Origin of the sequence: Geomicrobium sp. JCM 19055 (assembly GCF_000698185.1) — a bacterium.
In the GTDB taxonomy this organism is placed as follows: domain Bacteria; phylum Bacillota; class Bacilli; order Bacillales; family Marinococcaceae; genus Geomicrobium_A; species Geomicrobium_A sediminis.
This window is the reverse complement of sequence record NZ_BAXL01000034.1, coordinates 1-13702: the sequence shown is the minus strand read 5'-3', so window position 1 is coordinate 13702 and position 13702 is coordinate 1. Positions and strand designations below refer to the sequence as shown.

Here is a 13702-nt window from a genome sequence, read left to right as displayed (position 1 = left end):
CTTCACTGTATGTGACTTACACCTGATTGGGTTCAGATGTAAGGGATCACTATGATTTGTAGAAGTGTGAAAGTTGTCCTTGAATCATCGATGCTTTCTTCTGATTCGGATGGTGCAGAGCTTCTCGCTTCATCTGTTCGCGAAGCTTCTTCAGTTCTTCACGTTCTTCTTGTTCTTTCTTGTACTTTTGTTCTTGCTCCATCATCATCTCTTTAATGCCTGCCATGTTCACGCCACGATCAATTAATTGCTTAATGTCAAGTAGCCGGTCAACATCAGCGAATGAGAATAAACGCTGATTGCCCTCTGTACGTGCAGGCTTTACGAACCCATGAGATTCATAGTAACGAATCTGTCTTGGGGTGAGATCGGTTAATTCCTTCACGATGCGAATGGAGAACAAAGGCATATGCAATCGTTCACTCTGTTCCATGTTGCTCCCCCTTTCTCCTGCTGAGAAAAGAACCGCTTTACGTCTTATATTGTGTGAATATATTACTTATTTTAAGAGATCGGTACTACCATGTCAACTTTTTTTCCGTAAATGATGTTAAAAAAAAGTTAACATGAGCTAATCGATCATCGATTGTAGCGCTCTTCGAATTGCAACTTTACAGTGTGCGAACGTTAATCCACCTTGCACGTAAGCCGTATATGGCGGTGCTACTGGGCCATCTGCACTTAGTTCAATGCTCGCTCCGAGCACAAACGTTCCTGCTGCCATAATAACGTCACCGTCATACCCAGGTAATGGTCCCGGAATCGGTGTTGCCTTCGCATCGATTGGAGAATGGTGTTGAATGCTTTGGCAAAATGAAATCATGTCTTCCGCATTTCCAAACTGAACCGCTTGAATGAGATCGGTTCTTCTCGTCGTTGACGACGGTGTCGTCTCGTAACCTGCTTTCTCAAGCATCGAAGCTGTATAATGGGCGCCTTTAATCGCATCGGCAACGACCGTCGGTGCGATAAACAATCCATGGTACGCATCTTGTAGAAAAGCACCTGTCGCTCCGGCTTCCATACCAATGCCAGGAGCCGCAAGGCGAGCTGAGGCTTGTACGACAAATGATTCTTTACCGGCAATGTACCCGCCAGTTTTCGTAATGCCGCCACCTGGTTTTTAATGAGAGATCCTGCTAACAAATCGGCACCGATGTGACCCGGTTCAAGTTCTTCCGCAAATTCTCCGTAGCAATTATCAACGAAAATATGTACGTGACCGTGTCGCGCTTTAATTGATTGGATTTGATACTTCATCTCTTCAATAGAAATTGACGGGCGATCGTCATACCCACATGAGCGTTGAAGAACGACCCATTTCGTCTTCGCAGTGATCGTATCGTTTACGAGGCAACGTCTACACGACCTGTGTCATCAAGCGGCACGACTTTTGTTGTCATCCCGTATTGTTTGAAGTTCCCCGCTTGATCCCCGTTTAAACCTACAACTTCTTTCATCGTCGCATACGGTTCTCCACTTGCATAAACGAGCTCATCTCCAGGCCGTAAGTTCCCGAACAGTGCCGCAGTAATGGCGTGCGTCCCTGATACAAACTGAGGACGCACGATCGCTGCTTCCGTTCCAAATATACGAGCGTAAACACGACCGAGTGCGTCACGTCCTTCATCGTCATACCCGTAACCGTCTGAACCATTTAAATGATAGCTTGAGATGCTTTCCGCTTGGTACGCATCAAGCACTTTTGCTTGATTCTGTTCACAAACGATGTCGATTTGCTTATAGATGTGTTGCAATTCTTCTAATGTTTCATCGTTCCATTGTTGAATGACTGTATTCATGTTGAAACTCCTTCATCTTTTCACTGTTGATTTATTTCTGGGTGGCTTCGGTTTGCAAAGCCTGTGACCGTATACACTTCGTCGGTCTCATCAAATTCAATATGCTCGACGATTGTCGTCGTTTTGAGTCTCGCGAGCCGTTTTCCTTCTGAAGCATCGACAGATAACGAATACGCCTGCATGTCTTCTTTAAGTGCGATTTCAATTTGCGCGTTCAAAGCTTCCAGGTTGTCTTTATGCTTTGCACTAATGTAGACTTTCGGGTTTTTCAGTTGTTCTACTCCATTTGGAATTGGGTTCGTTCGATCATATTTGTTCAATACTGTAATCGACGGAATACCTGTTGCACCGAGTTCCTCTAATAACGTGTCGATCGTTTCTTGCTCTTCACTCATGTACGGACTCGTGACGTCAATGACACGTAGCAACAAATCACTGTCGGACACTTCTTCAAGCGTTGAGCGAAAGGCAGCGATTAACGTTGTTGGCAAGTCGCGAATAAAACCAACCGTATCACTAATTGCGACGTGTAACCCAGAAGGTAAGCGGTATTCCCGGGTTAACGGTCGAGTGTTGCAAATAAAAGGTCTTCAGCAAACGCCTCTTCATCGGTTAATGCATTTAAGAGCGTCGTTTTCCCTGCGTTCGTATACCCGACGAGCGCCACTTTCGGGACGAGGCGTTGGTGTTTGTTGTTTTTGAGCAACTGACGGTGTTTGACGATTCGTTTTAACTCGCGCTTTAACTCGTCCATCCGACGTTGTATATGACGGCGGTCGGTTTCAAGCTTTGTCTCACCAGGACCTCTCGTCCCAATTCCACCACCGAGCCTCGACAACGAATGTCCTTGTCCACGAAGCCTCGGCAACAAATACGTCATTTGCGCGAGCTCCACTTGTATTCGTCCTTCTTTCGTCCGTGCACGTTCAGCAAAAATGTCCAAAATGAGTTGCGTACGGTCAATGACCGCCGCTTCGGTGTTCGCACTCAACGTATAGCCTTGTCGAGGCGAAAGTTCACCGTTAATGATGATTACGTCCGCCTCATGTTCTTCAACGAGCTCTTTTAATTCTTCCATCTTCCCTGACCCGACATAACTCGTGACGTGAGCGGTTTTACGGTTTTGCGTTTCGGTGTGAACGACCGTTCCGTGGGCGGTGTGGACTAAGCTCTTTAACTCTTCAAGCGACTGCTGTGCTTCTTCTTCTTTTTCGTTTTCTTCAATAACTGCTACGACGATCACTCGTTCCAAATGATCTAACCTCCTAGAAATCTCGTTCCGTTAATGTTTTTAAAGCATCGATGTCTTTTTCTGTTTGTTCTTTCACGATGCGAACTGCGTGAGAGCGGATCGCCTTTTCAATGGCGTTTCGAATTGCCCTGCCATTACTGAACGGTTCTCTTGCTCTACCTTTTTGATCATCTAATTTCTTCTTCAGTTTTTCTTTTGCATCAATCGTCCATACGTAATCTCTTGATTGCAACATATTCTCTGCGATCATCATCATCTGATCCATTGAAAAGTCAGGAAAATCCAACTGAATCGGAAATCGTGAAGGAAGCCCAGGGTTTAGCGTAATAAACTGTTCCATTTCTTTCGAATACCCAGCTAAAATTAATATAAACGAATGGTTTCCTTCATCCATCGCTTTCACGAGCGTGTCGACCGCTTCTTTTCCGAAATCCTTCTCTCCACCACGATTTAACGCATACGCCTCATCAATGAACAGGACCCCACCGTGAGCTTTTTGTAGCAGCTCTCTCGTCTTTTGTGCGGTTTGGCCGATGTACTCCCCGACAAGGTCCGCCCGCTCTGCTTCAATAAAATGACCTTTACTTAAATACCCGAGGTCTTTTAATAATCGACCGACAAGACGCGCAGCGGTTGTTTTCCCTGTACCTGGATTTCCTTTAAAGATCATGTGCATTGAATGGGCTTCTGTCTTCAATTGATGTTTTTCACGACAACGGTTAATATGAACCCAAGCATAAATTTCACGAACCATGGCTTTCACGTTTTCAACGCCAATGAGCTTTTCGAGTTCGAATTCTGCTTTTTGGAGTAAATAGTTAATGTTCGTCGTGTTTACGTGCGGTTCTTTTTTTTATCTCTTTTTCACGCAGTCGCACACGAATTTTTGTTTTCTGCTCGTGAGCATAACTCATCATCATCCCTCCGTACATTTCCATCACGGGTGTTTGCCCATATCTTACGCAACCCGATATGAAAATGTGCAACGAAGCAGACTCATCACCATCATTGTATCGAAAGGAGTAAACCGTTGCACCCTTTACAAGAACAGTTGCCAACAACAGCAAACCAATACTTAGAACAACTCACAGCTAAAGGCCGGAAATCATCAACGGTCCGCAGGTATGCGTATGATCTCGCTGACTTTTATTCGTTTATCGACGTGACGAACCATCCTGCGTATACGAAAGAGACATTAGAACACTTTATGAAACATCTCATTCAAGAGCGCCATTATAAGCATAAAACATACAAACGGGTCTACCGTGTGTTACATAGCTACTTTAACCATTTGATGCACCAGAACGTACTCTCAGACAATCCGATCGAGCACGTCATATTGCCAGACGAAGAGGATGAGCCGTTAACTGAAGACGATCTTTTTACGAAAAAAAGAAATCGACCAGTTGCTACAATCTACTGCATCCATCGAAGGACTGAATGATGATCAAAAACAATCACGTCCGCTGCTTGCACCGAGAAATTTGATTATGTTGCGGTTGATTCTCTTTTATGGCTTACGCTTGCAAGAATTACACGGTCTTCATATCGATCATTTGCTCTCGTCGAACACGCTTTTTGTTACGCCTGTCGACGGCGAAGTGAATCCAAGGAAAATTACGCTTCAACAAAAAGACCAAACGCTGCTTGCAAACTATCTGGATGTGATTCCTAAAGCGGTGAAACCTGTGCGTGGCAACGAACACCCGTTGTTCGTCGCGTTTGACTTTAAACGCCAGACGTATCGCTGGTCGTATGAAGAAGACAAACCAAAGCGTTTAACGATCGTGGCGATTCAGAAAATGATCCGCGAAGAACTTCGTCGCGCTGGTATTCCGCTCGGTCGAAGCGCACAACATATGCGCCATACGTTTATCGTGAACGCCTTACGTTCAGTCGTTCGACAAAAGACATTCAAACCCAGCTCGGTTTGCATTCAGAGCTCGTATTGCTGCGGTACGAAACCATTGCCGATTCGATGAAAAAAGCTCATCATCTTTAAACGATGACGAGCTTTTTTCGTTACGATTCAGATGGATCCAGTTGTAACTGTACGTTTTTTGAAGGGGAAAACGTTGAGATCGCATGCTTGTATACGAGTTGCTGCTTTCCGTCCGTATCAATGATGATCGTAAAATTATCAAATGCCTTTAAGTAACCGCGAATCTGAAAGCCATTCGTTAAGAATACGGTAATCGAGATGTTTTCTTTTCTAAGCGTGTTCAGAAATTGATCTTGAATATTGACGTTTTTCACCGCGGAGCCCCCCTAATTATGTCTGCTGTCTAATTCGACATTTTTTCCAATTCTCCTGCAAGAAATTGAACAATTCCCGTAAAATGGTCATGTTTTTCTTGCTCACTGTCAAACCAATGGACCGTTTCTTTGTTACGAAACCACGTGAGTTGCCGTTTGGCAAATTGCCTTGAATGGGTTTTGATCGTCTCAACGACGTGCTCAAAGGATGCTTTCCCTTCGAAATAATCAATCCATTCTTTGTAGCCAATCGCTTTCATCGCTTGTTCGTCTCGTAAACCTTCTTCGTAAAGCTGCTGGACTTCTTCAAACAGACCTTGTTCGAGCATGACGTCGACGCGGCGCTCAATTCGTTCATAAAGCGCGCCTCGGTCCATCGTTAACCCAATCATAATCAGATGATATGGCGAGTTGTCAACCGATTGCAGTGGTTTTGGTGCATCGTGCCCACGTTCTAACAGCTCAATCGCCCGAATCATCTTCCGAATGTTGTTCGGATGAATCCGCGCAGCCGCCGCTTGATCAAGGCTATGAAGTCGTGCATGTAACCGTTCGTTCCATTCGGCTCTAAAGCAATCGCTTCTAACTGTTGTTGAACGTCTCGGTCTGCTTTTTCTTCTTGAAACGACCAGTCTGACGTAACGCCTTTGACGTACATGCCTGTACCACCGACTAAAATTGGCAGACGTTTGCGCTCATGAATGTCTGTGATCGTCTCTTTTGCGGTACGTTGAAACTCGGCGGCGCTAAATGATTCATCTGGCTTTTTTATATCAAGCAAATGGTGCGGCACGTTGTCTTTCTCTTCTTCGGTCACTTTTGCAGTGCCGATATTTAACCGCTCATACACTTGGAACGCATCACCATTAATAACTTCACCATTAAACGCCTTAGAAAGCGCGATGCCAAGTGCCGTCTTTCCGACAGCGGTTGGTCCGACGATAACAACGAGAGGACATTTCATAGCCTTCTCCTTTCCTTATAATCGACGTAATGCGCCGTAACTCGTTCTGGATGGGCGTTTTTCCAGCCTCTCAAACGAATACTTTTCCCATAATGAGCTACTACTTTCTGCTTTTAAAATAACATGCTTTCTAGCCACACGTCTCGCTTCATCTAATGTTTTTGATTGTAACGTGTCATAACTCGCGGATGCTCGTAAGCCATTTAGTGATAAAGACTCATCGATCGTTCGTTCGAACATCGGATCAAGGTAGACGACATCAAACGATTGATCAGCTAACGTTCGTAAGTATTCGGTATGATCACGTTGAATGACTTGAATGCGACGCATCGCGTCAAGTAGCGACTCGCTGCCATCATCCCACGTGCTCAGGCCACTTTTGACAATTTCTGCAACAGTCTGCTGCTTTTCAACACCGTGAACGATTCCGTCTTTTCCGACGAGGTAACTTGCTACGATGCTATCACTCGCAAGGCCTAACGTTAAGTCCAAAAACGAATCGCCATGTTGCAATGTTGTAATAGTGGCAAACGGATCGTGACCCCCTTTTTCGAGTCGTTGTATGCGAATCGTCGCCATACTCGGATGAAAAAAAGAAATCATCATGACCTTTATTGTAGAGCACGTCTTTGCCATTTTTCCCGACCATATAGACCGCAGTGTCTGTGTGGTGCATGCTCGCAATCGTCCGCTTCTCCCTGGCAAGGTGCGGGACGTTCCACTCGTGCGACAAGCGCTTTGCTTTTTGAAGCATCGGTAATGTTGGCTTACGACTTGTCGTAATGAGCATGAATGCATTTCCTTTCTTATTGAAAAGGAGGTGCTCCCCTAAGCGGGTAGCACCTCGTATTCGACGTTAGTTCTTCGCGGAGTATTTAAATAGAACGTATGCCATAACGACTGCTACAACTACAGCTATAAACGTAATGCCAAGGATGGCTACTAAATCCATCGGTGTCATGTCTCTCTACTCCTTTATCTGTCATTCTTTCGTATAACAATCCCATGTCATACAAGTTGTCTTTTCCTAGTGTATCATAGAACAAATCATTTAAACAACGAGCATGTGACAATCAAGGAACGATTTGTCAATTCATGACACGTTTAAACATTTTCTCAAGCTCATATGTCGTTACATGAACGAAGATATTCCGTCCGTGAGGGCACGTAAACGGCTCCTCGCAGGCACGTAGACGCTCAATCAAACTCAGAAGTTCATCATTTCGCAAATGGCGATTGGCTTTAATTGCCGCTTTGCACGACATGAGAATCGCTGCTTCTTCACGTAAAGCGACAACATCTGGTTTCTTAAGCTCAAGCGCTTGATTCGTCAGCTCACGAATCGTCTCTTCTTCTTGACCTTTCGGGAACCATGTCGGATGCGCACTCACACGGTACGCTTGTTGCCCGAAGCGCTCCATATACAAACCAATCGATTGAAAGTCTTCTTGCAACTGCTCAATATGAATGACTTCTTCATTCGTAAATTCCATCACGAACGGAATTAACAATTCTTGCACGTCTCGATTTTTCTTATACAGCAACGCATGAAACTCTTCGTAATAAATTCGCTCTTGCGCTGCGTGTTGGTCGATCATGTACAAGCCCGATCATTTTGAGCCAAAATGTACGTGCCATGCAGTTGCCCAATCGGGTAAAGGGGCGGAATACGCTCTTTGGATGCTTCTTCTCGTTGTTCTTCCTTTACTTCAGGCTCAGGTTGTGGCGTAGGTGTAGGTACTACTACTCGTTCCACTGGCACGTCGACGTTTGGTTCTTGTTTAACGATCGATTCAACTTCGTAGTGTGATGGAACGGGCTCTTCAACCGTTTCTCGAACAGGTTGCTTCTCTGAATAAGACAATGGCAGTGGGGTTTCTTCAAACACGGGTGTCTTCTCTTTTATGACGTCGTTTGACGTTTGTTCAGGTATAAGTGTTTCGCGCGCTAAGCGGCGCTCAATGCTTTCGGTGACTTCTTGTAAAAGCGCCTCTTCCTTACTGAGCCTCACGTCCCACTTAGACGGATGAACGTTCACATCAACGAGAGAATGGTCCATCGCAATGGACAGAACGACAATCGGATGACGGTGCGACGGCAAACGGGTGTAGTACGCTTGTTCAATCGCTTTCACTAACGGGAAGTGACGAATGTAGCGACCGTTAATAAACGTACTCATATAATGTCTACTCGCCCGGTTCACTTCTGGTTCAATGACGAACCCTGTAATCGTGTAGTCAAGCGTCTCATGATGGATCGGGAGTGCCTTCTCCATCACTTGCTTGCCGTATATCGCAAACATCACATGACGCAAATCACCACGACCATTCGTGAACAGCATTTGCTTATGGTTATGAGTAAAGCGAAATGAAATGTCTGGTCGTGATAACGCCGCCCGGTTCATAATATCAGTAATCTTGCCGAGTTCGGTGTTAATTGTTTTCACGTGCTTTAAGCGAGCAGGGGTGTTGAAGAACAGTTCCCGAACTGCAATCTTCGTGCCTTGTCGTGCCTTTGCTTTCGTTCTTCCGATCAATCGTCCACCTTGATACGTCAACTCAACACCTGCATTGCCATTTGCGCTCGTTTCAATCGTTAGTTTGCTCACTGACGCGATACTCGGCAACGCTTCCCCTCGAAAACCGAGTGTTTCAATGCGGTGCAAGTCGGATTCTTTTTTGATTTTGCTCGTTGCATGGCGTAAAAAGGCGAGCTCCACTTCATCTTCTGGTACACCGTGACCGTTATCGATGATCACAATCGACGACAGGCCACCTTCTTCAACTGCAACGTCGATTTCAGTGCTACCCGCGTCAATCGCATTCTCGAGTAATTCTTTCACGACCGAAGCGGGACGCTCCACAACTTCACCTGCGGCGATTTTATTTGATAAATGTTCGTCCAGTTGAATGATTGTATTCATTGCACTCACACTTTCTTAACGCAATTTTCGTTGCCATTCGTACAGTTTCTCTAACGCTTCAAACGGCGTTAAATGAAGGACGTCAAGCTGCTGTAGTTCTTCTTTCAATTGAGCAAGCTCACGATCAGTCGTCGGTTTCGGCTCTTTCACTTTTTCCGCTCGTTTCGGTTCTTCAAACAACGTTAACTGCTCATCTGGCATCGGTTCAGTTCGTTCTTGAACCGGCGCTGTTGGTTGTCCACTTTCATACGTTTTTAATAACGTTTCCGCACGGTCAGTCACTTCAGTCGGCAACGAGGCCAACTTCGCGACGTGAATGCCGTAACTTTTGTCCGCTCGCCCTTTTTCTACACGGTGTAAGAAGACCACATTGCCGTCTTCTTCCTCTGCTTTTACGTGCACATTATCAAGTGTCTCTAGCTCCTCTTCGAGTACCGTCAATTCATGATAATGCGTCGAAAACAATGTCTTCGCTCGCACCCGTTCATGAATAAATTCGATAATCGCTTGCGCTAAAGCCATGCCATCATATGTCGACGTCCCCCGACCGATTTCATCGAGCAAAATTAAACTATTGTTCGTCGCTTGATTTAACGCATATTCAGTTTCAACCATTTCGACCATAAACGTACTTTGACCGCTCACAAGATCATCAGCGGCACCGATACGTGTGAAAATCCGATCAAATCGAGGCAGTTGTGCGGTGTCAGACGGCACGTAGCACCCGATTTGCGCCATTATGCTGATGATCGCCACTTGCCTCATGTACGTACTTTTTCCGGCCATGTTCGGACCTGTGATGAGTAACATCTCTCGCTCTTCGTGCAAGTGCACGTCGTTTGCGACGTAATCGCCGGCAGGGATCGTCACTTCAACGACCGGGTGACGACTGTTTACGAGGTTTAACGTACGATCATCGGTAAACGACGGTCGCGTAAAGCGTCGGTTTTCGCTCACAACCGCAAACCCTTGCAAAACGTCGATGTAAGAAATCACTTTCGCGAGTTGTTGGATTTTCGTAATTTGAGCTTTTGTCGTTTCCCGAATTTGCACGAACAAGTCGTACTCAAGAACCTCCATTTTCTCTTGCGCGTCGAGAATCTTTCGTTCCATATCTTTTAGTTCAGGAGTGACGTAGCGCTCCGCATTCGTTAACGTCTGTTTACGCTCAAAGTAGTCGGGAACGAGGTGTGATTGCCCGCGAGACACTTCTAAATAGTAGCCGAACACACGGTTATAACCGATTTTCAATGTCTTAATCGACGACTTTTCACGTTCTTCCCGCTCTAAATTGCTAAGCACGTTTTGCCGTTTTCATTGGCTTCGCGGTATTCGTCCAATTGTTCATGAAACCCTTTACGAATCATGCCTCCGTCTTTCGTAGAAATTGGCGGTTCATCTACAAGTGCATTTTGCAAATGATCGGCAAGCGTTTCACACAACTCCGCTTCTTTTGTTACGGCACGCCCTTCGATGCCGAGCTTGTTCACCGCTTCAAAAATGGACGGCGCTTGTTGCAGCGAGCGCTTTAATTGAACAAGTTCTCGTGCGTTCACGTTGCCATAGGCGACTTTCCCGACTAATCGCTCCAAGTCATAAACGTTTTGCAACGCATCTTGAATGTTGACGCGCTCAAGCATTTCATCTTTAAGCTTGTTCACAAGTTCCAAACGGCGCTCAATCGCTTGTTGATGATACAACGGTGACTCGATCCAGCGACGAAGTCGACGGCTTCCCATTGCGGTTTTCGTTTCGTCAAGCAACCCGAAAAGCGTACCTTTTTCGTGCGATCAATAAGCGACGACGTAAGCTCTAAGTTCCGTCGCGTATGGGCGTCCATTTGCATAAATTGTTGCGACATTCTAACGGTTACTGGCTGCAAATGATCAAGGGATCGTTTTTGCGTTTCACTTAAATACGACCATACTCGTCCAACTGCTTTTTCAACCGCTTCATCTTGTCCGTCGTACAACGATTGAAGTGGCTCTGGAATCGTGTCTTGATCATCAAATGAGACCGTAAATGGAACGGCTTTAAGCCAGCTTTTCAAATCCCCTGGGTAGTCGTGACTCACGATCAACTCTTTCATGCCATCAATGAACAACACACGTTCAAGTTCAACGAGCTCATCAGTGACGATGCCTGCTTCTGTTTCGCCGGTCGTTAAATCACTTTTCGCATACGCGATTTTGTCTTTATGAAAGCTTAGCGCGGCGATGTAATGATTTTCTTCAGCGCTTAATGCTCGTCCTTCCATCACCGTTCCTGGTGTAATGACCCGCACGACGTCACGCTTTACAACGCCTTTCGCTTCCCTTGGGTCTTCCACTTGTTCACAGACAGCGATTTTGTAGCCTTTTTCTATAATTTTATCGATGTATGATTCTGCCGAGTGATAAGGAACACCGCACATTGGAATCGCGTCGTCGCCCTTTCCCCGTTTCGTTAATGTAATTTCAAGTAATTGAGCAGCTTGAATGGCGTCTTCATGAAAAAGTTCATAAAAATCACCGAGCCTAAAGAACAAAAATGCATCTTTGTACTCGCTCTTTATTGATAAATATTGCTGCATCATCGGTGTTTGTTGTGCCACAATTATTCCCTCTCATTCTAACGCGAACTAGGTCAAATTATAGCATAAATTGTTCGTTTTAGACGAAGAAAAACCAGGAGAATGCCCTCCTGGTTAACTCTTTTTATCTTCGAATTTCTCTTCTTTTTGATGGTCACGGTCTTTGTCTCGATCGCGGTCACGATCATGGTGTTCAAAGCGATCCCGCTCAGCATGCTCAAAACGATCTCGCTCTCCACGTTCTCCCCGCTCGCCTCTTTTTCTCCCCCCGAATTCCCGAGGCGGTCTGCGTTCTAGAAATTTCGGATCAATGCTATCTTTTAACTCTTGATCTGACACTTCTTCGCTCCACTTTACATCTTGATAGTGGGCATCTTCTTTATCTGGGTGTACGAGTACGCAAACTTTCGTTTCACCGACCACTTCTGCGGCAAACTCTTTTTCTACTTCAACGTTCACATCCGTACCATTTTCAGCAATTAACGCTTCTAACGTATGAGGCTGCTTCGTCGAGCGAGCGATTACGTCAAGTTCATCGGTAATCAGTTCATCCGGTCGCATTTTTAACGGAATGCTTTCATGATACGAAACGGTATTCGTTGCAACGTCCGTTTTCGTATTCTTTTCATAGGAATACCAAACGTTAATGTCATACGTTCCTTTAATTTGGATGCTATCTCCTTTACGAACAGCATCGTAACGATGGTTAATGACCCAACACCCTAAGATGCTCGTCGGTTTATGTTGAGGGCAAATCGTGTGTGTAGTTTTTGAGTATTTCCTACCTTTTCCACAAACAGCTTTCGTAATAATTTCACGATAGTGTTGTTCAGACACGTCGCGTTCCTCCCTTTTTTCAGTATACCGGCGCCAATATGCCTCTTCTTATACATATGTATGAGCAAAGGCAAACTTCATGCACATTCATTTTGATTATTTTCGTGAAGCTCTTCTACACCTATCTTATTAGGCGAAACAAAAAAAAGAACCAGCCATATGGCTGGTTCTTCTAAACGCTTATTCTTTGTCCAAGTAGGCACGTAACATCCAATCGTCTTTCTGGAAGTCGCGGGCAATTTCTTGAATTGCATCTGCAAGGGACATCGCTTGCTTGTCTTCAAGTTGCTCCATTACTTCATAGAGATCTGCACTCATTCTTTGGAGATCTTCAGATAAATCTTTTACCATTCTTCTTCTGACTTGTTGCCAGTCGCTTCGTCAATCGTCGCTACTTGCAAATAGTCTTTCATCGTAGCAAGTGGTTTCACCTGAACGACGAGCATTTGCTCAGCATATTCATCGATGTGACCTTTCACTTTGTCATACATCTCTTCGAACTTCTCATGAAGCGAGAAGAAATGTTGACCTTTGATGTACCAGTGATAGTTGTGAAGTTTAATATAAAGGACGTGTAAATTTGCCAGTTGTTCGTTTAATTCTTTTTCCATGTTCTTTGCGCTTGTACCTTTAATGTTCGCAGTTTGTCTTTTAGCCATTGTTATAGCCTCCTTAAGTATTTCACGCAATCTCTCTTACAACTATTATTATATTATAATCGTTCTAAATAACAATAGTTATAATCAAGTTTTTTTGCTGCTTAGTTATTTTCTACCCGTCTGCGAAGAAAGTATGCCACGAATTTTAAGGATGGGGGAAAAAAAGCGGTGGTAGGTCGAGTTGGCACAGCAGTGGATGCCATTCTTACTATCTTAGATCTTATTGAACTACTCGGCACTAAAATACCGAGATTCCTAGAAGCACGAAGCTTGGTCGTGATGGACATCGCATGCTGGGCGGACATTTGCTGAAATAGCATTGTATTGCCTTGCACCATCAACGCTTCCTCTTGCTACACCAACGCTTCCTCTTGCTACACCAACGCTTCCTCTTGCTACACCAACGTCTTCTCTTGCTACACCATCGCCTCCTCTTG

Annotated in this window: 13 protein-coding genes and 4 pseudogenes; 2 read left to right on the top strand and 15 right to left on the bottom strand. The window is 45.0% G+C overall.

Annotation, left to right across the window (positions count from 1 at the left end; genetic code table 11):
* Positions 1-49: 49 nt before the first annotated feature.
* The 5 genes and pseudogenes from JCM19055_RS21330 to JCM19055_RS21315 all read right to left on the bottom strand — a co-directional run bounded on the left by JCM19055_RS21330 (position 50) and on the right by JCM19055_RS21315 (position 3808).
* Positions 50-433: a MerR family transcriptional regulator gene (locus tag JCM19055_RS21330; RefSeq protein WP_042361237.1), complete on the bottom strand. Its 384-nt coding sequence runs from the start codon at positions 431-433 to the stop codon at positions 50-52.
* A gap of 138 nt (positions 434-571) precedes the next feature.
* Positions 572-1802, bottom strand: a pseudogene (locus JCM19055_RS21325) (aminotransferase class I/II-fold pyridoxal phosphate-dependent enzyme).
* 20 nt (positions 1803-1822) lie between these two features.
* Positions 1823-2293 (bottom strand): hypothetical protein, encoded by a 471-nt coding sequence (locus tag JCM19055_RS30715; protein ID WP_265182445.1) that lies wholly within the window; start codon positions 2291-2293, stop codon positions 1823-1825.
* A 68-nt stretch (positions 2294-2361) separates the two neighbouring features.
* Positions 2362-3045, bottom strand: coding sequence for a GTPase HflX (hflX, locus tag JCM19055_RS30710; RefSeq protein WP_265182450.1), 684 nt, complete (start codon positions 3043-3045; stop codon positions 2362-2364).
* 22 nt (positions 3046-3067) lie between these two features.
* On the bottom strand, positions 3068-3808 hold the full coding sequence (locus JCM19055_RS21315) for an AAA family ATPase (protein ID WP_081833885.1): 741 nt from the start codon (positions 3806-3808) through the stop codon (positions 3068-3070).
* A gap of 276 nt (positions 3809-4084) precedes the next feature.
* Between JCM19055_RS21315 and JCM19055_RS21310 the strand changes: the two genes are divergently transcribed.
* Both JCM19055_RS21310 and JCM19055_RS21305 read left to right on the top strand, forming a co-directional pair.
* Positions 4085-4498, top strand: a complete 414-nt coding sequence (locus JCM19055_RS21310; RefSeq protein ID WP_042361236.1) for a phage integrase N-terminal SAM-like domain-containing protein — start codon at positions 4085-4087, stop codon at positions 4496-4498.
* On the top strand, positions 4461-5036 hold the full coding sequence (locus tag JCM19055_RS21305) for a hypothetical protein (RefSeq protein WP_052366641.1): 576 nt from the start codon (positions 4461-4463) through the stop codon (positions 5034-5036). Before JCM19055_RS21310 ends, JCM19055_RS21305 begins: the two co-directional genes overlap by 38 nt.
* 40 nt (positions 5037-5076) lie before the next feature.
* Here JCM19055_RS21305 and hfq read toward each other — a convergent pair whose 3' ends face one another.
* From hfq to JCM19055_RS27770, 10 genes and pseudogenes are all read right to left on the bottom strand, one after another.
* Entirely contained in the window at positions 5077-5310 is a 234-nt protein-coding gene (gene hfq, locus JCM19055_RS21300) for an RNA chaperone Hfq (RefSeq protein ID WP_042361235.1), read from the bottom strand.
* A 29-nt stretch (positions 5311-5339) separates the two neighbouring features.
* Positions 5340-6274 (bottom strand): annotated as a pseudogene (gene miaA, locus JCM19055_RS21295) (tRNA (adenosine(37)-N6)-dimethylallyltransferase MiaA).
* Between the two features lie 15 nt (positions 6275-6289).
* Positions 6290-6766 (bottom strand): class I SAM-dependent methyltransferase, encoded by a 477-nt coding sequence (locus JCM19055_RS21290; RefSeq protein WP_265182444.1) that lies wholly within the window; start codon positions 6764-6766, stop codon positions 6290-6292.
* Positions 6738-7064, bottom strand: a complete 327-nt coding sequence (locus JCM19055_RS30705; RefSeq protein WP_265182443.1) for a hypothetical protein — start codon at positions 7062-7064, stop codon at positions 6738-6740. Before JCM19055_RS30705 ends, JCM19055_RS21290 begins: the two co-directional genes overlap by 29 nt.
* Positions 7065-7362: 298 nt before the next feature.
* A pseudogene (mutL, locus tag JCM19055_RS21285) lies at positions 7363-9197 on the bottom strand (DNA mismatch repair endonuclease MutL).
* 15 nt (positions 9198-9212) lie between these two features.
* A pseudogene (gene mutS / locus JCM19055_RS21280) lies at positions 9213-11790 on the bottom strand (DNA mismatch repair protein MutS).
* A 93-nt stretch (positions 11791-11883) separates the two neighbouring features.
* Positions 11884-12606 (bottom strand): outer spore coat protein CotE, encoded by a 723-nt coding sequence (cotE, locus tag JCM19055_RS21275; protein WP_081833882.1) that lies wholly within the window; start codon positions 12604-12606, stop codon positions 11884-11886.
* 180 nt (positions 12607-12786) lie between these two features.
* Positions 12787-12957: a hypothetical protein gene (locus JCM19055_RS27775; protein ID WP_193745540.1), complete on the bottom strand. Its 171-nt coding sequence runs from the start codon at positions 12955-12957 to the stop codon at positions 12787-12789.
* Positions 12951-13265 (bottom strand): Dps family protein, encoded by a 315-nt coding sequence (locus JCM19055_RS21270; RefSeq protein ID WP_052366639.1) that lies wholly within the window; start codon positions 13263-13265, stop codon positions 12951-12953. The genes JCM19055_RS27775 and JCM19055_RS21270 overlap by 7 nt, the downstream gene beginning before the upstream one ends.
* Before the next feature lie 255 nt (positions 13266-13520).
* A partial coding sequence (locus tag JCM19055_RS27770; protein ID WP_042361234.1) for a hypothetical protein occupies positions 13521-13702 on the bottom strand: 182 nt, incomplete at its 5' end.